Origin of the sequence: Microbacterium sp. NPDC059771 (assembly GCF_042732495.1) — a bacterium.
Lineage (GTDB): Bacteria > Actinomycetota > Actinomycetes > Actinomycetales > Microbacteriaceae > Microbacterium > Microbacterium sufflavum.
The window spans coordinates 1,888,128-1,909,834 of the sequence record NZ_JBHWHK010000001.1; the positions used below are offsets into that span (position 1 = coordinate 1,888,128).

General features: G+C 70.3%; 21 protein-coding genes. 16 read left to right on the plus strand and 5 right to left on the minus strand.

The window, feature by feature from the left end:
* Positions 1-5 precede the first annotated feature (5 nt).
* A complete protein-coding gene (locus ACFV3I_RS08920) occupies positions 6-872 on the minus strand; it encodes an A/G-specific adenine glycosylase (RefSeq protein ID WP_247638884.1) in 867 nt (288 codons plus the stop codon).
* 142 nt (positions 873-1,014) lie between these two features.
* Between ACFV3I_RS08920 and truB the strand changes: the two genes are divergently transcribed.
* The 6 genes from truB (at position 1,015) to ACFV3I_RS08950 (ending at position 7,306) form a co-directional block, all read left to right on the plus strand.
* Positions 1,015-1,908, plus strand: a complete 894-nt coding sequence (truB, locus tag ACFV3I_RS08925; protein ID WP_378822730.1) for a tRNA pseudouridine(55) synthase TruB — start codon at positions 1,015-1,017, stop codon at positions 1,906-1,908.
* A complete protein-coding gene (locus ACFV3I_RS08930; protein ID WP_136035100.1) occupies positions 1,905-2,273 on the plus strand; it encodes a hypothetical protein in 369 nt (122 codons plus the stop codon). Before truB ends, ACFV3I_RS08930 begins: the two co-directional genes overlap by 4 nt.
* Before the next feature lie 56 nt (positions 2,274-2,329).
* Positions 2,330-2,767: a hypothetical protein gene (locus ACFV3I_RS08935; RefSeq protein ID WP_205812769.1), complete on the plus strand. Its 438-nt coding sequence runs from the start codon at positions 2,330-2,332 to the stop codon at positions 2,765-2,767.
* Positions 2,764-3,714 (plus strand): bifunctional riboflavin kinase/FAD synthetase, encoded by a 951-nt coding sequence (locus ACFV3I_RS08940; protein ID WP_136035096.1) that lies wholly within the window; start codon positions 2,764-2,766, stop codon positions 3,712-3,714. Before ACFV3I_RS08935 ends, ACFV3I_RS08940 begins: the two co-directional genes overlap by 4 nt.
* Before the next feature lie 209 nt (positions 3,715-3,923).
* Complete coding sequence (locus ACFV3I_RS08945; RefSeq protein WP_136037264.1) at positions 3,924-6,068, plus strand: DEAD/DEAH box helicase; 2,145 nt, start codon at positions 3,924-3,926, stop codon at positions 6,066-6,068.
* Between the two features lie 209 nt (positions 6,069-6,277).
* On the plus strand, positions 6,278-7,306 hold the full coding sequence (locus ACFV3I_RS08950) for a 6-phosphofructokinase (RefSeq protein ID WP_136035092.1): 1,029 nt from the start codon (positions 6,278-6,280) through the stop codon (positions 7,304-7,306).
* A gap of 11 nt (positions 7,307-7,317) precedes the next feature.
* On the opposite strand, the gene ACFV3I_RS08955 is transcribed toward ACFV3I_RS08950, so the two are convergent.
* Complete coding sequence (locus tag ACFV3I_RS08955) at positions 7,318-9,417, minus strand: S9 family peptidase (RefSeq protein WP_206251386.1); 2,100 nt, start codon at positions 9,415-9,417, stop codon at positions 7,318-7,320.
* Between the two features lie 152 nt (positions 9,418-9,569).
* Between ACFV3I_RS08955 and ACFV3I_RS08960 the strand changes: the two genes are divergently transcribed.
* Genes ACFV3I_RS08960 through ACFV3I_RS08975 form a run of 4 tightly spaced genes read left to right on the plus strand, consistent with a single transcriptional unit; the run spans position 9,570 to position 13,809 of the window.
* Positions 9,570-10,976: an inorganic phosphate transporter gene (locus ACFV3I_RS08960; protein ID WP_136045665.1), complete on the plus strand. Its 1,407-nt coding sequence runs from the start codon at positions 9,570-9,572 to the stop codon at positions 10,974-10,976.
* Positions 10,973-11,308, plus strand: coding sequence for a peptidase (locus ACFV3I_RS08965; protein WP_136045664.1), 336 nt, complete (start codon positions 10,973-10,975; stop codon positions 11,306-11,308). Before ACFV3I_RS08960 ends, ACFV3I_RS08965 begins: the two co-directional genes overlap by 4 nt.
* Before the next feature lie 59 nt (positions 11,309-11,367).
* Complete coding sequence (locus tag ACFV3I_RS08970; RefSeq protein WP_136035084.1) at positions 11,368-12,297, plus strand: phosphodiesterase; 930 nt, start codon at positions 11,368-11,370, stop codon at positions 12,295-12,297.
* Between the two features lie 51 nt (positions 12,298-12,348).
* Positions 12,349-13,809, plus strand: coding sequence for an aspartate ammonia-lyase (locus tag ACFV3I_RS08975; RefSeq protein WP_136035081.1), 1,461 nt, complete (start codon positions 12,349-12,351; stop codon positions 13,807-13,809).
* A gap of 60 nt (positions 13,810-13,869) precedes the next feature.
* Here the strand turns inward: ACFV3I_RS08975 and ACFV3I_RS08980 are convergent, their stop codons facing one another.
* Positions 13,870-14,739, minus strand: a complete 870-nt coding sequence (locus ACFV3I_RS08980; RefSeq protein WP_247638671.1) for a fumarylacetoacetate hydrolase family protein — start codon at positions 14,737-14,739, stop codon at positions 13,870-13,872.
* Positions 14,740-14,828: 89 nt separating this feature from the next.
* Between ACFV3I_RS08980 and ACFV3I_RS08985 the strand changes: the two genes are divergently transcribed.
* The 3 genes from ACFV3I_RS08985 to ACFV3I_RS08995 all read left to right on the plus strand — a co-directional run bounded on the left by ACFV3I_RS08985 (position 14,829) and on the right by ACFV3I_RS08995 (position 17,437).
* Positions 14,829-16,130, plus strand: a complete 1,302-nt coding sequence (locus ACFV3I_RS08985; protein WP_240745440.1) for a PrsW family intramembrane metalloprotease — start codon at positions 14,829-14,831, stop codon at positions 16,128-16,130.
* A 205-nt stretch (positions 16,131-16,335) separates the two neighbouring features.
* A complete protein-coding gene (locus ACFV3I_RS08990; RefSeq protein WP_136035078.1) occupies positions 16,336-16,704 on the plus strand; it encodes an FKBP-type peptidyl-prolyl cis-trans isomerase in 369 nt (122 codons plus the stop codon).
* 178 nt (positions 16,705-16,882) lie between these two features.
* The gene (locus ACFV3I_RS08995; RefSeq protein WP_136035076.1) at positions 16,883-17,437 is read left to right on the plus strand and encodes a YceI family protein; all 555 of its coding nucleotides are present in this window, start codon (positions 16,883-16,885) and stop codon (positions 17,435-17,437) included.
* Between the two features lie 31 nt (positions 17,438-17,468).
* Here ACFV3I_RS08995 and ACFV3I_RS09000 read toward each other — a convergent pair whose 3' ends face one another.
* The gene (locus ACFV3I_RS09000; RefSeq protein ID WP_378822731.1) at positions 17,469-18,761 is read right to left on the minus strand and encodes an MFS transporter; all 1,293 of its coding nucleotides are present in this window, start codon (positions 18,759-18,761) and stop codon (positions 17,469-17,471) included.
* 184 nt (positions 18,762-18,945) lie between these two features.
* Here ACFV3I_RS09000 and rpsO point away from each other — a divergent pair, with 184 nt between their 5' ends.
* The 3 genes from rpsO (at position 18,946) to ACFV3I_RS09015 (ending at position 20,576) form a co-directional block, all read left to right on the plus strand.
* Positions 18,946-19,215 carry a 30S ribosomal protein S15 gene (gene rpsO / locus ACFV3I_RS09005; protein ID WP_055993247.1) on the plus strand — a complete coding sequence of 90 codons (270 nt, stop codon included), beginning with the start codon at positions 18,946-18,948 and terminating at the stop codon, positions 19,213-19,215.
* A 169-nt stretch (positions 19,216-19,384) separates the two neighbouring features.
* On the plus strand, positions 19,385-20,254 hold the full coding sequence (locus tag ACFV3I_RS09010; RefSeq protein WP_136035071.1) for a hypothetical protein: 870 nt from the start codon (positions 19,385-19,387) through the stop codon (positions 20,252-20,254).
* Positions 20,247-20,576 (plus strand): transcriptional regulator, encoded by a 330-nt coding sequence (locus ACFV3I_RS09015; RefSeq protein ID WP_136035069.1) that lies wholly within the window; start codon positions 20,247-20,249, stop codon positions 20,574-20,576. Before ACFV3I_RS09010 ends, ACFV3I_RS09015 begins: the two co-directional genes overlap by 8 nt.
* Before the next feature lie 6 nt (positions 20,577-20,582).
* Here ACFV3I_RS09015 and ACFV3I_RS09020 read toward each other — a convergent pair whose 3' ends face one another.
* Entirely contained in the window at positions 20,583-21,581 is a 999-nt protein-coding gene (locus tag ACFV3I_RS09020; protein ID WP_206251380.1) for an isopenicillin N synthase family oxygenase, read from the minus strand.
* Positions 21,582-21,707 lie beyond the last annotated feature (126 nt).

Consider the following 21,707-nt stretch of genomic DNA (forward strand, 5'->3'; position numbering starts at 1 on the left):
CGGGGTCACCGGGGGAGCGTGAGCCCTTCGCCGTCGGTCTCGGCGAGGCCGTCCGCGATGAGGGAGTCGATCGCCCGGTCGCGCTGTCGGGCGTCGGGCCACTCCGGGATCACCGCGGCCAGGGGGACGGCGTCGGGGGCGGCGTCGCGGAGGAGGCGCAGCACCGTGCCGCGGGCCTGACGGTCCGATCCCTCGTAGGCGGCCTGGCGGCGTCGAGCGTCGCCGGTGTCCGGTCGACCGGCCGCCAGCCAGGCGCACTGCTCGGCGATCGGGCACACCTCGCAGCGCGGTGCCCGAGCCGTGCAGATCGTGGCGCCCAGCTCCATGGTCGCCGCGTTGAAGAGCGCGGCCTCCACGTCGTCGTCCGGCAGCAGCGCGTCCATGAGGGCGAGGTCGCGCCGGGACGGCGGCGCCGGGTGTGCGCGCCCCTCGACCGCCCTGGCCAGCACGCGTCGGGTGTTGGTATCGACGACCGGGTGCCGATCACCGTACGAGAACACCGCGACCGCTCGTGCCGTGTAGTCGCCGATGCCGGAGAGGGCCAGGAGCGCGTCGACGTCACGCGGCACGACACCTCCGTGCCGCTCGACGACCTCGATCGCGGCGCGGTGGAGCCACAGGGCACGGCGCGGGTAGCCGAGGTTGGCCCACTGCTGCACGACCTCGGCGGTCGTCGCCTCGGCCATCGCCGCGGGGGTCGGCCACCGCGTCAGCCAGGCGTCCAGATGCGGGATGACCCGGGTGGCGGGGGTCTGCTGCAGCATGAACTCGCTGACCAGCACGCCCCAGGCGCCGAAGCCGTCGTGGAACTCGCGGCGCCGCCACGGCAGGTCGCGGGCGGCCGATCGATACCATGACGTCAGGTTCGGCATCGTCGTGGGGGAAGACGGCGGAACGGGCACCCCGCCAGCCTAGGCGAGCGGGATCGGGAGGACCGGGCCGAGGGACGGAGCCGTCGTACGAGGTGCGCGGCTGACGCACGGACGGCGCACCACGCGTCGGTAGGCTGGAGGGATGGTCCCCTCCGGCATCCTCCTCGTCGACAAGGCCGGCGGGCTCACCAGTCACGACGTGGTCGCCCGCACGCGGCGGGCCTTCGGCACCCGCAAGGTGGGTCACGCCGGCACGCTCGACCCGATGGCGACCGGGCTGCTGGTGATCGGCATCGAGGGTGCGACGCGGCTGCTCACCTACGTCGTGGGTGCCGACAAGACCTACCTGGCCACGATCCGGCTCGGCGCCACCACGACCACGGACGACGCCGAGGGTGACACGCTCACCGTCGCCGAGTCTGCGGCGTGGTCGACCGTCACCGACGACGCGATCGCTGCCGGCGTCGCCGCGCTGACGGGGGAGATCTCCCAGGTGCCCAGCGCGGTGTCGGCCATCAAGGTCGACGGACGTCGCGCCTACGACCGGGTGCGCGCGGGGGAGGAGGTCGTGCTCGCGGCCCGCGAGGTCTCCGTCAGCCGGTTCGACGTGCTCGCCAGCCGTCGCGGCGAGGACCACATCGACCTGGACGTGATCGTGGACTGCTCGTCCGGCACCTACATCCGCTCCCTGGCCCGCGACCTCGGTGCCGCGCTCGGGGTCGGGGGCCATCTGACGGCCCTGCGGCGGACCAGGGTCGGCCCCTTCGACGCGGCGGACGCGGTGGGCGTCGACGAGCTGGAGGGCGCGCCGACGCTGACCCCGGCGCAGGCGGCGTCCCGCATCCTCCCGGTGCTCGCGGTCTCGGCGGATGAGGCGAGGGACCTGCGGCACGGGAAACGCCTGGTGGGCCAGGCCGATCGACTCTCCGGCGCCCTCGTCGCGGCGATCGATCAGGACGACGTGCTGGTCGGCATCGTCGAGAGACGCGGCGCCGACGTCAAGAGCGCCATGAACATGCCGGAGGCCGTCCGATGATCCTGTGGTTCACGATCGTGCAGATCGCGGTGGCGGTCGCCGCCGGCGTCTTCTGCCTGGTGGCCGGTCTCGCGGGGCGCCGGCCGAGCGACTTCTCGGTCGGCGCGCTCGCACTCGTCGAGCTGCTGCTGATCGGGCAGGTCGTCGTCGCGATCGTCGCCCCGCTCGCGGGGAACCCGCCCACGGGCGATCTCCTCGAGTACTGGGTGTATCTGGTCTCCGCCGTGCTGCTGCCGATCGGCGCCGTGCTGTGGGCCCTGATGGAGCGCAGCCGCTGGAGCACGGTCGTGCTGGGCGTCGCGGCGCTCGCGATCGCGGTCATGCTGTGGCGCATGCAGGCCATCTGGACCGTCCAGGTCGCCTGACGGCGGGAGCCCCGCGGAGTCCGGCGTCCCGCCGCGGCTCTAGGATGGAATGCGCTATGAGCTCCACCGCCCCCTCCACCCGGATGACCGGAATCGGTCGCGTCCTCGTGATCGTCTACGCCGTCATGGCGCTGGCTGCCACGGGGCGCAGCTTCGTGCAGATCGTGCGCCGGTTCGATGAGGCGCCGCTCGCGTACACGCTGTCCGCCGTCGCCGCGCTCGTCTACATCCTCGCGACACTGGCGCTGATCTTCGCCCGGCGTCGCGGGTGGTACACCGTGGCGTGGGTCGCGATCGTATTCGAGCTCACCGGCGTTCTCGTCGTCGGGGTGCTGAGCATCCTGCTTCCCGCGCTGTTCCAGCACGAGACCGTGTGGTCGCTGTTCGGCCGCGGCTACCTCTTCGTGCCGCTGGTGCTTCCCGTCTTCGGCATCTGGTGGCTGCGCACGCACCGCCCCGTCGCGGTGGAACGCCCGGTGGAGGCCGTCGCGTGATCGTGTTCCGCAGTCCGGAGGAGGTGCCGGACGGCTTCGGACCCAGCGCGGTCGCCATCGGCAAGTTCGACGGGGTGCATCGAGGGCACCGCGCCGTGATCCAGCGGCTGAAGGACACCGCGGCCGCCACGGGGAGCCGGGCGGTCGCCGTCACCTTCGACCGCAACCCGCTCGCGGTCCTGCGCCCCGACCGGTGCCCCGAGAACGTCGTCACGGTGGAGCGCAAGCTCGAGCTGCTCGGCGAGCTGGGCCTCGACGCGACCCTGATGCTGACCTTCGACGAGGAGCTCGCCGCCCGCTCGGCGGAGGACTTCGTGGTGGACATCCTGGTGGGCGCGCTGCAGGTGTCGACCGTGTTCGTCGGCGCGGACTTCCGGTTCGGGCACCGCGGAGCAGGCACACCCGAGCTGCTGCGCGAGCTGGGCCCCCGCTACGGCTTCACGGTCGAGGTGGTCGAGGACGTGTACCTCGAGGGGTCGTCGCGGCGCGTGTCGTCGAGCTGGATCCGCGAGCTGCTCGTGGACGGCGACGTCGCGGGCGCCGCGCGGGTGCTGGGGCGCTCTCCCGATGTGCGCGGCGAGGTCGTGCACGGCCTCAAGCGCGGCCGCGAGCTGGGGTTCCCCACCGCCAACCTCTCGACCATCGTCGACGCGTTCGTCCCCGCGGACGGCATCTACGCCGGCTGGCTGGTCGACCACGACACCGGCATCCGGCATCCGTCCGCGATCTCCGTCGGCACGAACCCCACGTTCGACGACGTGCTGGTCCGCCAGGTCGAGGCGCACGTGCTGGGGGAGACGGGGCTCGACCTCTACGGGCACGACGTGACGGTGGAGTTCGTGGAGCGGTTGCGCGGCATGGTGGCGTTCGAGGGCATCGAGAAGCTCATGTCGCAGATGGCGGCCGATGTGGCGCAGGCTGCGGCGATCCTCGGCGTGGAGTCCTGACCGCTGCACCGCGATTCCGGCGCGCGGTTCCGCGGGCGGTCGGCCCGATGACATAGAATGGGAGCAGGCTCCCGCCGACCCGCGCACCGCCGTGAGCGCCGGAGGGAGACGATCCACGGTCCGCACGGTCCTGGCTCACGCCACACGCGGACGACGAGAACGGCCATCGGCTCCCTGGGGGCGCCGGGCCCTTCAGGCTCAGGAGGAGCATGCCGACCACGGCAACCGCCGCCACGCGGCGCAAGAAGACGTCCCGTCGCGACGACGAGGCACCCCTCATCCCGATCCTCGCGCGCAAGGTGCGCGAGATCGAGGCGAAGTCCCAGCGCGGCAAGCTGGGCCCGACGAACCGCACGAAGTTCCAGGTCATCGCGTTCCTGGTGCGTGAGGAGCGCGCGCGGGTCAAGGCCGACACCGAGATCACCGACGCCGCGCGCACCGAGCTGCTCAAGCGTCTGGACGGCGTCGCCACGATCCTCGCCAAGACGGCCGCGCGCGACACCTCGCTCATCCAGCTGCTGGAGGCCGACCAGGCCACGTCGCCCGTCGCCAAGCGCATGCGCCGCGACTGGCTGCTGGAGTCGGGCGCCGAGCTGCCGCCCGAGGAGCTCATCATCGCGGACCAGGCGCCCGTGCAGGCCCCCGTGGTGCCGGCCGCGATCGCCGAACGTCAGGTGACGCCGCCGTCCGTGGAGTCGCGCCAGCTCGCCAACCCCTTCCTCGCGCCCGACCTCACGCCGCGCCCGGCCAGCACGCCCCGGCGCCGCCTCGACGGCTGGGAGCTGATGGGGCCGCTGTACAAGGCGTTCGAGACCGGCGCCGGCGGTGCGGCAGCCTCGATGGAGCTTCCGCCCGCGCCCGAGTTCGACCACGTGTCGCCCAAGGGCCTCGACGTGATGGTGCACCAGTCGCGCTTCCTCGAGGCGGTGCGCGCGGGGCACCGCAGCTTCCTGCTCGCGGATGAGCCGGGTCTGGGCAAGACCGCGCAGTCGGTGCTGGCGGCATCCGTCGCAGGCGCCTACCCGCTGCTCGCCGTGGTGCCGAACGTGGTGAAGATGAACTGGGCGCGCGAGGTGGAGCGGTGGACGCCGCAGCGCCGCGCGACCGTCATCCAGGGCGACGGCGACGACATCGACGCGTTCGCCGACGTGTTCATCGTCAACTACGAGATCCTCGATCGTCACCTGTCGTGGCTCGCGACCATCGGTCTGCGGGGCATGGTCGTCGACGAGGCGCACTTCATCAAGAACCTGTCGTCGCAGCGCTCCCAGAACGTGCTGTCGCTGGCCGCGCAGGTGCGTGAGCGCACGCCGGGACACGACCCGCTGATGCTCGCGCTCACGGGTACCCCGCTGATCAACGACGTCGAGGACTTCGACGCCATCTGGCGCTTCCTCGGGTGGACGAACGGCGAGAAGCCGGGACCGGCGCTCATGGAGAAGCTCGACGCGACCGGGTTCACGCCCGCCGACAAGGCGTTCTATCCCGAAGCGCGGGACGCGGTGATCTCGATGGGTATCGTGCGCCGCAAGAAGAAGGACGTCGCGGCCGACCTCCCGGACAAGCTCGTCGCAGATCTGCCGGTGCAGCTCGACGACGAGTTCGGGCGCAGCATCCGTCAGGCCGAGCGCGAGCTGGGGGAGCGGCTGGCCGCGCGCTACCGCCGCATCATCGAGGCACGGGGCGATCGCGGGCTCCTTCCCGGCGAGATCGACGACGACATCGTGCGCCTGGTCGCTCAGAACGAGCTCGAGGAGTCGAAGGCCGCGGGCACCGGAGGCGACAACGTCTTCACGATGGTGCGCCGCATCGGTCAGGCAAAGGCGCCGCTCGCGGCCGACTACGCGGCGCAGCTGCAGCGGTCGGTCGGCAAGGTCGTGTTCTTCGCGAAGCACATCGACGTCATGGACCAGGCGGAGGCGCACTTCGCCGCCGCGGGCATCCGCGCGGTGTCGATCCGCGGCGATCAGACCACGACCGTGCGTCAGCAGGCGATCGACGACTTCAACGGCGACCCGGACGTGGGCATCGCGGTGTGCTCGCTGACGGCCGCCGGTGTGGGGCTCAACCTCCAGGCCGCGTCGAACGTCGTGCTCGCCGAGCTCTCGTGGACGGCGGCCGAGCAGACGCAGGCCATCGACCGCGTGCACCGCATCGGGCAGGACGAGCCGGTGACGGCGTGGCGCATCATCGCCGCGCACACGATCGACACCAAGATCGCGGAGCTCATCGACCAGAAGCAGGGCCTCGCGGCCAGGGCGCTGGACGGCGAGGCGACCGAGGAGGCGGCGAGCGAGTCGGTGCAGCTGGCGGCCCTCATGCACCTGCTGCGCGAGGCCCTCGGCGGGAGCTGAGCCTCCGCTAAGAACGCGAGTTCTTAACGCCGGATTCGCCTCGGATCGGGCTCCAATCGCGAAGTTCGCGGATTCCGCGGGGCGGACGCGTCAAGATCCTGGTTTTTCGACGCGTCCGAATGGCGGCGGAGGGCGGCGTGCCGCTAGGGTCGATCCCAGGCACCGTCGCCTTTCCCCCTCCCGACACTCGAACCTCCGAAGGCAGCAGCATGAAGATCGGCATCCTGACGAGCGGCGGCGACTGCCCCGGACTCAACGCGGTCATCCGCGGCATCGTGCTCAAGGGCACCACCACCTACGACCTGGAGTTCGTCGGCATCCGCGACGGCTGGCGCGGGGTCGTCGAGGGCGACTTCATGCCCCTCACCCGGCACGAGGTGAAGGGTCTGTCGAAGGTGGGCGGCACGATCCTCGGCACGAGCCGCACCAACCCGTACGAGGGTGAGCGCGGCGGCGCCGAGAACATCGCCAAGACGCTCTACGGTCACAAGATCGACGGCATCGTGGCGATCGGCGGCGAGGGCACCCTGGCCGCGGCCGATCGGCTCGCGAAGGACGGCATCAAGGTGCTCGGCGTCCCGAAGACGATCGACAACGACCTGCGCGCCACCGACTACTCGTTCGGTTTCGACACCGCGGTGAACATCGCGACCGACGCCATGGACCGTCTGCGGACGACCGGCGACTCTCACCAGCGGTGCATGGTCGCCGAGGTCATGGGCCGTCACGTCGGCTGGATCGCGCTGCACGCCGGCATGGCCGCCGGTGCCCACGTGATCTGCATCCCCGAGGTCCCCATGTCCATCGACGAGATCACCGAGCTGGTCACGCGGGCACACGACCGCGGCCGCGCTCCGCTGGTCGTGGTGTCGGAGGGCTTCACGCTCACGGGCATGGAGGAGGCCTACAGCGACAAGGGCCTCGACGCCTTCAACCGCCCGCGCCTCGGCGGGATCGGCGACCTGCTGGCCCCGGAGATCGAGCGGATCACCGGCATCGAGACCCGCGCCACGATCCTGGGGCACATCCAGCGCGGCGGCTCGCCCTCGGCGTTCGATCGCGTGCTGGCAACGCGCCTGGGCCTGCACGCCGCCGACGCGATCGTCGACGGCGCCTGGGGCCAGATGGTGGCGATGCAGGGCACCGACATCGTGCGCGTGCCCTTCGCGGATGCGCTGGGCGAGCTGAACACGGTGCCGCGCTACCGCTACGACGAGGCCGCCGCGCTGTTCGGCTGACCCGCCGCGGCTCAGGCGTCGGCGAGGCCGAGCGTGTCGAGCAGCCAGGCGAGCTCGAACGCGCGCTCACGCCAGGAGTTGTAGCGCCCGCTCACGCCCCCGTGCCCGGCGACCATCTCGCACTTGAGGAGCACGTCGGTCGCCCCGGCCTCGCGGAGCCGGGCCACCCACTTGGCCGGCTCGACGTACAGCACTCGCGTGTCGTTGAGCGACGTCACGGCGAGGATCCGCGGGTAGTGCACACCCTCGCGCACGTTCTCGTACGGCGTGTACGACTTCATGTAGGCGTACACCTCTGCGTCGTGCAGCGGGTCGCCCCACTCGTCCCACTCGATCACGGTGAGGGGAAGCGACGGGTCGAGGATCGTGGTCAGGGCGTCGACGAACGGCACCCCGGCGAGCACTCCGGCGAACAGCTCGGGGGCCAGGTTCGCGACCGCGCCCATCAGCAGGCCGCCCGCACTGCCGCCCTCGGCGACCAGCTGCGCGGGCGTCGTCGTGCCCTCCGCGACCAGGTGCCGTGCGCACGCGACGAAGTCCGTGAAGGTGTTGCGCTTGTGCAGCAGCTTCCCCTCCTCGTACCACTGCCGTCCCATCTCGCCGCCGCCGCGCACGTGGGCGACCGCGAAGACCACGCCGCGGTCGAGCTCCGACAGCCGCGCCACGGAGAATCCCGGGTCGATCGAGTGCTCGTACGAGCCGTAGCCGTACAGGTGCACGGGGCGCGCCTCGGCACCCGGCTCCCCGAACGACCGCTTCCAGACGAGCGAGATCGGCACGCGGGTGCCGTCTTCCGCGGTCGCCCACTCGCGGCGCTGGCCGTAGGCGGAGGGCTCATAGCCGCCCAGGACGGCCACCTGCTTGCGCAGCACGAGCTCGCGCGTGGCGAGGTCGAGCTCGTACACCGTGCCTGGCGTCACGAAGGAGGTGTAGCCGAGCCGGAGGAAGGGGGCGTGCCACTCGGGGTTGCCGCTCACGCCGGCGGAGTAGAGCGGCTCGTCGAAGCGGAGCTCCTCGACCGCATCGGTCGCGTAGTCGAGCAGGCCGACCCGTTCGAGCCCCTCGCTGCGGTACTCCACGGTGGCGAAGTCCCGGAACGCATCGACCCCGAGGAGTCGCCGTCCCGGCTCGTGGGGGAGGATCACGCGTCGCTCGCCCTGCGGGTCCGCGACGGTCACCGACACGAGCTCGAAGTCCAGGGCGCCGTCGTTGTGCAGGATCAGCAGTCGGTCCTCGCCGTCGACCACGGCGTGCTCCAGCGAGTACTCCACACCCTCGCGACGCGGCCACACCAGCTGCGGCTCCGCGGTGATGTCGCCGGACAGGTCGACCAGGCGCTCCTCGCTCGTGATGCTCGACCCGACCGCGATCACGAGGTACCGGCGGCTGCGGGTGATCCCGGCGCCGAGCCAGAACTTCTCGTCCGGCTCGTGGAACAGCCGCACGTCGTCCGCGACGGGGGTGCCGAGGCGGTGCAGCCACAGGGTGTCCGGGCGCCAGGCCTCGTCGCGCGTGGTGTAGAGCACCCCCGTGCCGTCGGGGGTGAAGAAGGCGCTGCCGGTGTTCGGGATCTCGTCGTCGAGCGTGGTGCCCGTCGCGAGATCGCGTACGCGCACGGTGTAGAGCTCGTCGCCCTCGAAGTCGGTGGACCACAGGAGCTTCGTCGCGTCATCCGTGGTGTCGAAGGCTCCGAGCGAGAAGAACTCGTGGCCCTCCGCCTCGGCGTTGCCGTCCAGCAGCACGACCTCGCCGGGCACCGGGACGCCGGGCTCCAGGCGCGGGGGAGTCCAGTCGTCGGGTTCCGCGGCCGCGCGGCAGTGGATCGCGTACTGCGCGCCCTCCTCGGTGCGGCTGTAGTACCACCAGTCGCCGCGGCGGGTCGGCACCGACAGATCCGTCTCCTGCACGCGGCCCTTGATCTCCTGGAACAGGGTCTCGCGCAGTCCGGCCAGGTGGGCGGTCTCGGCCTCGGTGTGGGCGTTCTCGGCCTCGAGATGAGCGATGACCTCGGGGGAGTCCTTCTCGCGCAGCCATTCGTAGGGGTCTTCCACGGTGTCCCCGTGGTGCGTGCGGAACGTCGGACGGCGGGCGGCGATCGGGGCGTCAGTCACCGCTCCACGCTATCCCAGGTCGAGTTGACCGGCACGGGGGACGGTGGGAGGATTTACCGGGGCCGGTAAACGGAAGTCAAACCCACGGTGAACTCTTCGTTCGTCACGTCGATCCCGTCGACATTCCCTTTCCTCAAGACCGAAAGCGAACGGTGGAAACCGCAGCCCTCATTGTTGTGCTCGTCATCGCGCTGGCACTCTTCTTCGACTTCACGAACGGCTTTCACGACACCGCCAACGCGATGGCCACTCCCATCGCGACCGGTGCCCTGAAGCCCAAGACCGCGGTGCTGCTGGCCGCCGTGCTCAACCTCGTCGGTGCCTTCCTGTCCACGGAGGTGTCGAAGACCATCTCGGGCGGCATCATCCGCGAGGATGCGATCCTCGAGGCGGGGGCGCAACTGTTCCTGTCGCTCATCTTCGCCGGACTCATCGGTGCGATCACGTGGAACATGCTCACCTGGCTGCTCGGCCTGCCGTCGAGCTCCTCGCACGCGCTGTTCGGCGGCCTGATCGGCGCCACGCTCGTCGGCGCGGGCCTCGGCGGCATCGACTTCGGCGCAGTGCTGTCGAAGATCGTGCTCCCCGCGCTGATCGCCCCGATCACGGCGGGCATCATCGCGTTCGCGGCCACCAAGATCGCGTACTCGGTCACGCGCCGCTACGACGGCAAGCCGGACGGACGCGACGGCTTCCGCTGGGGTCAGATCTTCACGTCCTCGCTGGTCGCGCTGGCGCACGGCACGAACGACGCGCAGAAGACCATGGGTGTCATCACCCTGGCCATGATCACGATCGGCTGGCAGTCGGGAGCCCACCACGAGCCCGAGCTGTGGGTGATCGTCGCGTGCGCCTTCACGATCGCGCTCGGCACGTACCTCGGCGGGTGGCGCATCATCCGCACGCTCGGCAAGGGGCTGACCGATGTCAAGCCGGCGCAGGGCTTCTCCGCCGAGAGTTCGACCGCGGCCACGATCCTCGCGTCCAGCGCGCTGGGCTTCGCGCTCTCCACGACCCAGGTGGCGTCCGGCTCGGTCATCGGCTCGGGGCTGGGTCGCCGCGGCTCGACCGTGCGGTGGCGGACGGCCGGACGCATCGGCGTCGGCTGGCTGCTGACGCTGCCGGCCGCCGGCGGTGTCGGCGCCCTCGCGGCCCTGCTGGTCGTGTGGCTCGGCCCCTGGGGCGTCGCGATCGATGCGGTCCTTGCGCTCGCGATCATCCTGGGCCTGTTCCTGCGTTCGCGGCGCAACGCGGTCACGCACGCGAACGCGATGAGCGATGTGGCGGAGTCGGGTCTCGCGATCGAGCTGCCGGACACGCCCCCGCCCACGCGCCGTCAGCAGCGCATCGAGCGCGCGAAGGCCGAGGCCAAGGCGCGTGCCGAGGCCAAGGACCGCGCGAAGGCCGAGGCGAAGAACAAGGCCAAGAAGAAGGCGGAGGCCAAGGCCGGTGCCAAGGCGGCGAAGACCGGCGCTGCACCCGTCGCCCCGCCCCCGGCCCCGGCACCGGAGTCGGCCGCCGACGAGGCCACGATCACGCGGAACGGGGACTCGGCATGAGCGTCACGATCGACTGGCTCGCGTTCTTCCAGGTGTTCGCCGCCGCCCTCATCGGCGCTGCTGCCATCGTCACCTTCTACGCGCTGGGACTGCGGCTCCTGGTCCGCAGCGGCCGGGCCCCCGTCGTGAGCCCCGCCGAGTTCACCGACGCGATCACCGTGATCTCCGAGAAGGAACTCAAGCGCGCGGCCAAGCAGGCGGCCAAGGCGGCGAAGAAGAGCCCGCTCACCGAGGGACAGAAGACTCTCGCGCTCGTGGGTGCCTACGCGTGCTTCGTGCTGTGCGGTGCGGCGGTCATCGGCGGCATCCTCCTCCTCGTCCTCGGACACTGAGACCCCGCGGCCCTGGCGCGTCCGGACCCGGCGTCGGGGCGTGACCCTAGGCTGAGGTCATGTCCGCGGCACCCGGAACCCCGTACGTCTTCGGCAGGCACGACCCGGCCTCCCACGTCCTGATCCACGTGAGCGACCCGCACTTCCTCGCGGGAGGGGCACTGCTCGGCGGGAGCTACGACGTGCAGGCCTCGTTCGATCGCACCCTCGCGGCGATCCGCGCCGTGCATCCGGCGCCTGCAGCCATCGTGGTCACGGGCGACCTCGCAGACCTCGGTGAGCCCGACGCGTACCGGCGACTGCGAGCCGCGCTCGAGCCGGTCGCCGCGGACCGGGGCACACCGATCGTGTGGGTCGCGGGCAACCACGACGAACGCCCCGCGCTGCGCCGTGAGCTTCTCGACCGGGAGCCGACGGAGGAGCCGGTGACGGGCGTGTGGGAGCTGGACGGACTGCGGCTCATCGCGCTCGACACGAGTGTCCCCGGATGGCACCACGGAGACCTCGACCCCGGTCAGCTCGAGTGGCTGGCCGGACTGCTCGCGGAGCCGGCGCCGCACGGCACGCTGCTGGCGATGCACCACCCGCCGCTGCCGAGCCACCTGCCGCTGTTCGACATCCTCGAGCTGCGCCACCAGGACGAGCTCGCGGAGGTGATCCGCGGCACCGACGTGCGGGGGATCCTCGCGGGACACCTGCACTACTCCTCGCACGGGGTGTTCGCCGGCGTCCCGGTGAGCGTGGCCTCGGCGACCTGCTACACGATGAACGTCGCCCGGCCGGCACCCGACGTGAACGGCATGGACGCGGCGCAGTCGTTCCAGCTCGTGCATGTGTATCCCGACACGATCACCCACACCGTCGTCCCGGTGGTCGACGCTCCCACGGGCGACTTCTTCTCCTCCGAGTGGCTGGAGCGGATGGCCGCCCTCACGCCGGAGCAGCGGCTCGACGCGTTCTCCCGGAAACCGCCGCGCCGACCGGCGTAGACTGGTCGCATCCCCCACTTTTCCATTCGCCACGACCCACGAGGATGTGACATGGCTTCTGCCGCGCCTGCACTTACACGTACCGAGACCGATTCGCTGGGGAGCATGGAGATCCCCGTCGACGCCTACTGGGGGATCCACACGGCCCGCGCCGACGCGAACTTCCCGATCTCCAAGCGGCCGATCTCCGTGTACCCCGACCTGGTGATCGCTCTGGCGATGGTCAAGCAGGCCAGTGCGCGGGCGAACAAGGAGATCGGCGTGCTCGATGCCGAGCGTGCCGACCTGATCGACCGCGCGGCGCAGCGGGTGATCGACGGCGAGTTCCACGAGCAGTTCACCGTCGGCGTCATCCAGGGCGGTGCCGGCACCTCGACCAACATGAACGCGAACGAGGTCATCACCAACATCGCGCTCGAGATGGCCGGACGCGAGAAGGGCGACTACGCGTTCCTCTCGCCGATCGACCACACCAACCGCAGCCAGTCCACCAACGACGTGTACCCGACGGCGGTCAAGATCGGGCTGTCGCTCACGTTGCGGTCGCTGCTCGACGAGCTCGACGCCCTGCGCATCGCGTTCCTGGGCAAGGCGAGCGAGTTCCACGACATCCTCAAGGTCGGGCGCACCCAGCTGCAGGACGCGGTGCCGATGACGCTCGGCCAGGAGTTCCACGGCTTCGCCACGACGCTGGGGGAGGACCACAGCCGTCTCACCGAGAACGCCTCGCTCATGTTCGAGATCAACATGGGCGCCACGGCGATCGGTACCGGCATCACCACGCACGTCGACTACGCGCCGGCCGTGCTCAAGCACCTGCGCGAGATCACGGGGCTCGACCTGGAGACGGCGACCGACCTCGTGGAGTCCACGAGCGACACCGGCGCCTTCATGTCGTTCTCGTCGTCGCTCAAGCGCAACGCCATCAAGCTCTCGAAGATCTGCAACGACCTGCGCCTGCTCTCGTCGGGTCCGCAGGCGGGCCTCGGCGAGATCAACCTCCCCGCCCGCCAGGCCGGCTCGAGCATCATGCCGGGCAAGGTGAACCCGGTGATCCCCGAGGTCGTGAACCAGGTCGCGTTCGCCGTCGTCGGCGCGGACACCACGGTGACCATGGCGGTCGAGGGCGGACAGCTGCAGCTCAACGCGTTCGAGCCGGTCATCGCGCACTCGATCTTCCAGTCCATCACCTGGATGCGTCAGGCCATGTGGACCCTGCGCGTGAACTGCGTCGAGGGCATCACCGCCAACCGCGACCGCCTCGGCGCGATGGTGGGCGCGTCGGTCGGCGTGATCACGGCGCTCACCCCCTTCATCGGCTACGCCGCCGCGGCCGCGCTCGCGAAGACCGCGCTGCTGACCAACCGCAACGTCGCCGATCTGGTGGTCGAGGCGGGCCTCATGTCGCGCGACGAGGTGACCAAGCAGCTCTCGCCCGCGCGCCTGTCGGGCCTGGAGGCCGTGACGGCGGCCATCCCGATCGTCACGCCCGACGACCTCATCCAGATCTGACCCGCTGCACGCCGAAGGGGACGGGAGCCGCGGCTCCCGTCCCCTTCCGCGTGTCCGGTGTCAGTCGAGGATGCGGCAGTGCGTGGTGAGCTCGCCGATCCCGTCGATGCCGACCGTGACCGTCGAGTGGTCGCGGAGGAAGATCTGCGGGTCGCGCGAGTAGCCCGCACCGCCGGGGCTGCCGGTGGAGATGAGCGTCCCGGGCAGCAGCGTGAGCGACTGCGACAGATGCGCGATCAGCTTCGCGACCGAGCGCACCATCTGGTCGGTGCTCGCGTCCTGCACCGTGTGCCCGTCGACGACCGTCCAGATGTGGAGGTCCTGCGGATCGGGCACCTCGTCGGCCGTGACCGCGAAGGGACCGGTGGGCGTGAAGCCGTCGAACGACTTGCAGCGCGACCACTGCGCCTCGGAGAACTGGATGTTCCGCGCGGTGATGTCGTTCACCACGGTGTATCCCCATACGTGCGACAGTGCGTCGGCTTCGCTCACGTCTTTCGCGGGGGTGCCGATCAGCACGCCGAGCTCGGCCTCGTAGTCGACGGCTTCGCTGAGGCTGCGCGGCCAGGAGGTGACGTGATCGTGCCCGGTGAGGGAGTTGGGCCACAGTGTGAACACCGTGGGCGCGGCGTCGGTCTTGAGTCCGAGCTCGCTGGAGTGCGCGGCGTAGTTGAGGCCGACCGCGAGCACGGCGGGCGGGGCGAGCACGGCGGAGTCGAAGCTCCAGTCACCCAGCGGGTGACGCGGAGCGGTGCCGTCGGCCAGGGCGGTGCGCAGCTCGTCGAGGGCGACGTCACCCCTCTCGATCAGCTGCTGCAGTGTGGCAGGAGCGTCGGACAGGAGATCGGAGACGAGGATGGCGTCCGTGTCGTCCACCACGGCGAGGACCGCGCGGGGGGAGTCGGGACGGCGCAGATGAGCGAACCGCATGGTTCTACGCTACCGGGTGGCTGCGGCGGGGCGGATGGAGGACTCGACCAGACCCGGGCGGTATTGCTTGTGCCCCATAAGCTTTGGCTATGACTTTCGGAGGACCGGCCGACCCCCAGCAGCCCGGGCGATACACGCCGCCGCCCGCCCAGCAGCCCGCACCGTCGGCGTACTCCGCGGCCCAGTATGCGCAGTCGCCCTATCTGCCGGCGACCTACGGGCAGCAGCCCGGCTACGCGTCCGCACTGGCGCAGCCGACGCCGTACACCCCGCCGGCGCCCGTCGCGCCGTCGCCGGCGGAGTCGCTGCCCGCCCTGCCGGTGACCACGAAGAAGGGCAGGACGGTCTCGCTGTGGCTGTTCGCCTTCCTCGGGTTCCTGCTCCTGGCGCTGATCGGCTACTTCGGCTGGGCGCTGGGGCCGACGGCGTCGGCCGTGGGGCTCGTTCTCGCGCTGATCCCCCTGGCGATCGTGTTCCTCGGGGTGCGGATGATCGACCGATGGGAGCCGGAGCCGAAGCGTCTCGTGATCTTCGCGATCGCGTGGGGCGCGGTGGCGGCGGTCGGCCTCACTCTCCTGGTCGACGTCGGGATGACGATCCTGCTCGGCCCGGTGCCGGAGGCGGTGGCGGCGGTCGTACAGGCGCCGATCGTGGAGGAGTTCTGGAAGGGCCTCGGGGTGTTCCTGGTCTTCCTGCTCGCCCGCCGCTCGTTTGACGGTCCGGTCGACGGCGTGGTGTACGGCGCGCTGGTGGGGGCCGGGTTCGCGTTCACCGAGAACATCCAGTACTTCGCGGTCAGCCTGATCGAGGGTGGCGGCGAGCAGCTCGGCGCCACGTTCGTGGTGCGCGCGCTGCTGTCGCCCTTCGCGCACGCCATGTTCACGTCGCTGACGGGGTTCGCGATCGGCCTCGTCGCGCGCCGGCACGCCTCCGCCGGGGCGGCCCTCGGCGCGGGACTGCTCGGGTGGTTCGGCGCGGTCTTCCTGCACGCGCTGTGGAACGGCTCGGCGACCTTCGCGGACTTCTTCGGCCTCTACTTCACGCTGCAGGTCCCGCTGTTCATCGGCTTCATCCTGGGCATCATCGCGCTGCGGCGGGAGGAGGCGCGGCTCACGCGAGCCCGGCTCGCCGAGTACGCCGCTGCGGGCTGGTTCACGCCGGAGGAGGTCACGATGCTGGCGACGCCGTCCGGTCGCAAGGCGGGATTGACGTGGGCGGCGCAGCTGCGCGGCGACCGTCGTCCGCTCATGCGCGAGTTCATCAAGGACGCGACGGCGCTGGCGGCGGTGCGGCAGCGGGCGATCACCGGCCGCGACCCGCTGGCGGTCGAGGACGAGCGGGCGCTGCTGATCCGCACGCGCGCGACGAGGGCCGCGCTGCTGGCCTACTGATCCGCCCTGAGCAAGACTCAGCGCCCGGTGCTGCGGCGATGCCTGCATGTCTCCCGGGCGCTGAGTTGATCTGCCACCAGGGTGCACCCGGCCCCTCGGACGTGTCAAGGGGCAGGGCGCGAGGCCACCCGCCCGGTCGAGGTGTTCGCTGTGAGCAGGTCCCGTCGCGTTGACCGGGCGCGCGCGGGTCCGCTTGGATGGAGCCATGACTGATCGCACGAAGCCCGAGTTCGACGCCCCGACCGCTCCTGCCCCCGCAGAGCTGGTCATCCGCGACATCATCGAGGGTGATGGTGCCGAGGCCAAGCCCGGTGACACGGTGACCGTCCACTACGCCGGTGTGGAGTTCGAGTCCGGCGAGGAGTTCGACTCCTCGTGGGGCCGTGGCGAGACCATCCAGTTCCCGCTGCGCGGCCTGATCCAGGGCTGGCAGGACGGCATTCCCGGCATGAAGGTCGGCGGACGCCGCGAGCTGATCATCCCGCCGCACCTGGCCTACGGTCCGGTCGGCGGCGGACACTTCCTGTCCGGCAAGACGCTGATCTTCATCATCGACCTCGTCGCCGTGGGCTGATCCCGACGCGACATCTCGAGCGCCTCTCCTCTCGCCAGGAGGGGCGTTCTGTCTTTCCGGAACGCGTGTGCATGCACGGGAATACATTCGCGTGAATGTAGGTTGGGCTGGAGGACGCCGCGATCGCGGCCCTGTCCGTACGCCGCCTCCGCGCGGCCGATTCTCCGAGGAGAAACCCATGACCAGCATCGACATCCCCGGCTACCGCCCCGGCACCTGGGTCCTCGACCCCGCGCACAGCGAGGTCACCTTCAGCGTCCGTCACATGATGATCTCGAAGGTGCGCGGCACGTTCGGCGTGAAGAGCGCGACGCTCGTGGCTCCGGAGAACCCGCTCGAGGCCAAGGTCGAGGCGAGCGTCGACGTGACGTCGGTGGACACGAAGGACGAGGGCCGCGACCAGCACCTCCGCTCGGCGGACTTCTTCGACACCGAGAACTACCCCACGATGGAGTTCGTGTCGACCGGTGCGCGCGTCGAGGGCGGCGACCTGCTGGTCGACGGCGACCTCACGATCCGCGGCATCACGAAGCCGGTCACGTTCGAGCTCGACTTCGGCGGCTTCGGCAGCGACCCGTGGGGCAACTACAAGGCGGGCGCCTCGGCGAAGACGGTCATCAACCGCGAGGACTTCGGCCTCACCTGGAACGCGGCGCTCGAGACCGGCGGCGTGCTCGTGGGCAAGGACGTCACGATCAACCTCGACCTGCAGGGAGCGCTGCAGCAGGACTGATCACCGCACGGCTTCAGGAACCCCGGGTCCGTCAGGGCTCGGGGTTCTCTGCGTCATAGGAGCGGAAGCGGCGGTTGCGCCCGGCGATCAGCGCGACCAGCGCGATCACCAGGATCCCGCCGAGCAGGGGAGGGAACCACAGCGTCGTGAGCGTGGCGAGCGTGCCGGCGTAGAGGGCGCCGATGCGCGGGCCCCCGGCGACCACCACGATGAACAGCCCCTGCAGGCGTCCGCGCATGGTGTCCGGCACGGCCGCCTGCATCATCGTGTTGCGGTAGATCGAGCTGACGTTGTCGGAGGCGCCGGACAGCGCGAGGGCCACGCAGGCGGCGATGATCAGTCCGACGTGGGGTGTGTCCTCGTCGGCGGGGGAGGAGAAGGCGCCCACGAGCAGCACCACACCGAACAGCAGGATCGATGCGCCATAGGCCTCGACCGCGCGTGCGATCCCGCGACCGTGCCAGCGGTACTGCACGACCCGGCCCGAGAACAGGCTCGAGGCGAAGGTGCCCACCGCCACAGCTGCGGTGAGGATGCCGGTGGTGACCGCGCCGCCGCCCAGCAGCAGCGTGCCCAGTGCGGGGAAGAGGACGAGGGGCTGGCCGAAGGTCATCGCGACGATGTCGACGACGTACTGCATCCGGATGTTGCTCGCGCGGCGGAGGAAGCGCCAGCCGTCGACGAGCGAGGCGAGACCGGGGCGGACGATCTCGCCTTCCGGCCGCACCGACGGCAGTGTCCATAGGCCGAGGAACATCGACAGCATCAGCACGACGTCGATCGAGTAGGTCCAGCCGTAGCCCGTGAGGGCGACCAGCAGGCCGGCCAGGGCAGGACCGGCCATGACCGTCAGCCCGAAGGCGACACCGTTGAGCGCTGACGCCGCGGCGAGCTGTTCACGAGGGATGAGGCGGGGGACGATCGCCGTGCGCGTGGCCATGCCGACCGAGTTGGCGGCCGAGTTGATCATGCTCAGCGCATACAGCCACCAGATCGTCTCGGCGCCGGTCCACGTGAGCGCCGCGAGGAGAGCGATGGAGGCGAACGTCACGGTGGCGGCGATGAGGGCGACGCGACGGCGATCGAAGGCGTCGGCGAGCATGCCGCCGTACAGGCCGGCCAGGACCATCGGCAGGAGCCCGGCCACCGCGATCATCGACACCGCGAACGTGCTCCCGGTGAGCGCGAACACGTGCAGCATCACCGTGACGATCGTGAGCTGGCCGCCGATGCCCGCGAGCGTCGAGCCGATCCACATGCGTGCGAAAGCGGGGCTGATCCGCAGCGGCGTCAGGTCGATCAGATGTCCTCGTCCCGCGTTCACGCCACGCACCTCTCCCGCACTCCTCGAGCGTAGTGGAGTGCGCGGGAGCGCTGGTCGGCCGTGTCGCTCGGGGCTCGCCCGGGCTGGTAGACTCGTCAGGTTGCCGTTCGATCGGCCGCGGATAAAGAGAGCTCACGCATCAGGCGTCGGGCGCCGCGCAACAAGCAGAGAGGGGATCGAATCTATGGCACTGGAAGCAGACGTCAAGAAGGCGATCATCGAAGAGTACGCGACGCACCCCGGTGACACCGGATCCCCCGAGGTGCAGGTCGCAATGCTGACGCAGCGCATCAAGGACCTCACCGAGCACCTCAAGGAGCACAAGCACGACCACCACTCGCGTCGTGGTCTGTTCCTGCTCGTGGGTCAGCGCCGTCGTCTGCTCGGCTACCTCCAGGACATCGACATCGAGCGTTACCGTTCGCTGATCGAGCGTCTCGGACTCCGCCGATAAGGCAGAGCGAACCCAGCGTTCAATCGCGCAGAACATTCTTGAGAAGGCCGCCCCACGGTGTGGGGCGGCCTTCGTCGTGTGCAGATGTGTTGTAGCTCTGGTTGCCACCCGTGCAACTTTCCGATAGGAAAGTCATGGAGCTTTCCAAGTGGAAAGCGGGGAAGTCGCCATGGAGCAGAAACCGATCGCAGGCCAGGACGCTCTGGTGCCCCCGGACTCGGAGACGGCCCGGCGGTACCTCGAGGCGGCGGAGGCGGTGGTGGACCGCCGCGAACATGCAGTCGACCGACGTGCTCTCGCCCGGCTGCAGATCGGCAACGCCGTGGTCATGGCTGCGTATTTCGTCGCCTTCGCGCTTGTTCTCCGGCGAGACGACGTGCTGGCGTCGCAGATCGTGCTGTTCACCCTTCTGGTCTGGGGACAGCTGTCCACGGGGATGGCGCAGCGCACGGGCATGCAGTGGCGGATGACGCGTTCGCGGTGGCCGCTGCTGGTCGGCGGCGCAGCGATCATCATCGGTGCGCTCGTGGTGTTCGGCTTCGCTGCTCTCGATACGCGACTTCCTGTCGGGGTGGTGCTCATCCCGGCAGTCACGGTGCTCGTCGGAGTCGGAGGGCATGGCGTCGCGCGGCTCATACGGGCTGCGGGCGACCTGGGTCGTCCCCGTCCGGCTCCCCGTTCGTTGCCGCACCGGCTTCGATGGGGCACCGTCCTCATAGGCGTCGCGTTCGCCGTGCTGACGATGCTCGCAGGATCGCCGGACGACGTGCTGAGGAGCATCATCACCCTGCTCGTGATGCTGTGCCTCGTGGGGTGGATCGCCGCCTCCGCCTCAGACTTCGGTCTACCCGCAGTCGGCGCGTCCTGGCGCTGGCCGCACATCACTGTCTTCTTCATCGCCGCCTGCATGCCCGTCGGCATCGTCCTGGGATCCGGATCGCTCGGCAACGCAGGACTCGTCGGCGTGTGCGCGGGCGCCGGCGTGCTCGCGTCCTTCGTGGCGGTCTCCTTCGTCGCGGGGCACGGCGAACGTGCGTGAGCCCGCGTCTGTCCCACACCCGCGCACGCGGCTGGACGACAACTTTGCCTCGCCCATCCGGTTCTCCCTCATGGCCGGACTGGGCGACGGGATGGAACTCGACTTCGCGGCCCTGCGGGAGATGCTGCAGTGCGGCGACTCGCCCCTGAGCAAGGCGATCGCGCACCTGCAGGCCGCCGGGTACGTGGTCGCGCGCAAGGGCGCGGTCGGGGGGCGCTCGCGCACCTGGGTGCGTTCGACGAAGGCAGGGCGCGATGCCTTCGCCGCGCACCTTCAGGCACTGCGTGAGATCGTGGCCCTCGGTGCCGGGCAGGAACTGTGACGCCCGTCAGACGGTCACGAGGTCGGGGTGATGGATCGCCGCGACATCGGGGTGCGCACGAAGCCGGGACTTAAGCGCGTTCTCGCCGTAGGTCGCGTGGATCGGATTTCCCGGGTCATCGGTGACCCCGGTCGCCTGAGCGGCGAGGTCGGCGGGGAGCTCGAGCAGCGGGAGCTGCTGATCGAGTGCGGGGTTGAAGAAGAACGGGATCGAGATGCGCTCCTCGGGTGCCCGCGGTGAGATCACGCGGTGGTTCGTTGCCTTGAGGTAGCCGCCGGTGGCATACTCCAGCAACTCTCCGATGTTGACGACGAATGCGCTGGACACCGGGGGAGCCGAGACCCACTCGCCGTCACGCTCGACCTGGAGGCCCCCCTTTCCGGGCTCGACCCACAACAGCGTCAGCACACCGGAGTCCTTGTGCGCTCCGACGCCCTGCTGTGGTTCCGGCTCGTCCGTGCCCGGGTATCGCACGATCTTGATCAGGGTCGACGGATCGCGGAACGTCTCGTCGAAGTAGGTCTCGTCCGCGCCGAGAGTGACAGCCCAGGCGCGCAGGAGTTTGCGTGCGATCTCTGTCAGGGAGTCGTGCCACTCCGCGACCACGGCCTGGAGCTCGGGCTGGGCCGCTGGCCACAGGTTCGGGCCGATCAGGCGGTTGAAGGCGGGGCCGTCGCTCACGGGCTCGCGCTCCGGGCCGATGTCGATCTGCTCGCGCCAGTCGACCTTGCCCTGGGTCCGCTCGCCGCCGACTCGGGTGTAGCCGCGGAAGTGGGGGCTGTTGACGTTCTCGATCGCGAGCTTGTCCTCTTCGGGGAGGGCGAAGAAGTCGAGTGCGGCGCGGTGCAGGCGCGCCTCCAGCTCGGGAGAGACGCCGGTGCCGGTGAGGTAGAAGAAGCCGACGTCGTGGGTCGCGGCACGCAGCTCGTCGCGGAACCGCGCCGCGGCCTCGGGGCCCTGGTCGAGCTGGGAGAGGTCAAGGATCGGGAGCGAGAGTTCAGCCATGGACCGAGGGTATGTCGAGGTTCTCGGACCGCGGGCGAGTGTTGCGTCGCGTTACTCGGGCGGGTGTCCCGGCACCGGCGGATGTCATCCGGTCGGGGGAACGGGTGTCGCGGTGCTAGAGTCTCG

Bases quoted from the DNA above. Each gene is read 5' to 3' on its own strand.
- ACFV3I_RS08920 (WP_247638884.1), bottom strand. From the start codon at position 872: ATGCCGAACCTGACGTCATGGTATCGATCGGCCGCCCGCGACCTGCCG.
- truB (WP_378822730.1), top strand. From the start codon at position 1,015: ATGGTCCCCTCCGGCATCCTCCTCGTCGACAAGGCCGGCGGGCTCACC.
- ACFV3I_RS08930 (WP_136035100.1), top strand. From the start codon at position 1,905: ATGATCCTGTGGTTCACGATCGTGCAGATCGCGGTGGCGGTCGCCGCC.
- ACFV3I_RS08935 (WP_205812769.1), top strand. From the start codon at position 2,330: ATGAGCTCCACCGCCCCCTCCACCCGGATGACCGGAATCGGTCGCGTC.
- ACFV3I_RS08945 (WP_136037264.1), top strand. From the start codon at position 3,924: ATGCCGACCACGGCAACCGCCGCCACGCGGCGCAAGAAGACGTCCCGT.
- ACFV3I_RS08950 (WP_136035092.1), top strand. From the start codon at position 6,278: ATGAAGATCGGCATCCTGACGAGCGGCGGCGACTGCCCCGGACTCAAC.
- ACFV3I_RS08965 (WP_136045664.1), top strand. From the start codon at position 10,973: ATGAGCGTCACGATCGACTGGCTCGCGTTCTTCCAGGTGTTCGCCGCC.
- ACFV3I_RS08970 (WP_136035084.1), top strand. From the start codon at position 11,368: ATGTCCGCGGCACCCGGAACCCCGTACGTCTTCGGCAGGCACGACCCG.
- ACFV3I_RS08975 (WP_136035081.1), top strand. From the start codon at position 12,349: ATGGCTTCTGCCGCGCCTGCACTTACACGTACCGAGACCGATTCGCTG.
- ACFV3I_RS08980 (WP_247638671.1), bottom strand. From the start codon at position 14,739: ATGCGGTTCGCTCATCTGCGCCGTCCCGACTCCCCCCGCGCGGTCCTC.
- ACFV3I_RS08985 (WP_240745440.1), top strand. From the start codon at position 14,829: ATGACTTTCGGAGGACCGGCCGACCCCCAGCAGCCCGGGCGATACACG.
- ACFV3I_RS08990 (WP_136035078.1), top strand. From the start codon at position 16,336: ATGACTGATCGCACGAAGCCCGAGTTCGACGCCCCGACCGCTCCTGCC.
- ACFV3I_RS08995 (WP_136035076.1), top strand. From the start codon at position 16,883: ATGACCAGCATCGACATCCCCGGCTACCGCCCCGGCACCTGGGTCCTC.
- rpsO (WP_055993247.1), top strand. From the start codon at position 18,946: ATGGCACTGGAAGCAGACGTCAAGAAGGCGATCATCGAAGAGTACGCG.
- ACFV3I_RS09010 (WP_136035071.1), top strand. From the start codon at position 19,385: ATGGAGCAGAAACCGATCGCAGGCCAGGACGCTCTGGTGCCCCCGGAC.
- ACFV3I_RS09020 (WP_206251380.1), bottom strand. From the start codon at position 21,581: ATGGCTGAACTCTCGCTCCCGATCCTTGACCTCTCCCAGCTCGACCAG.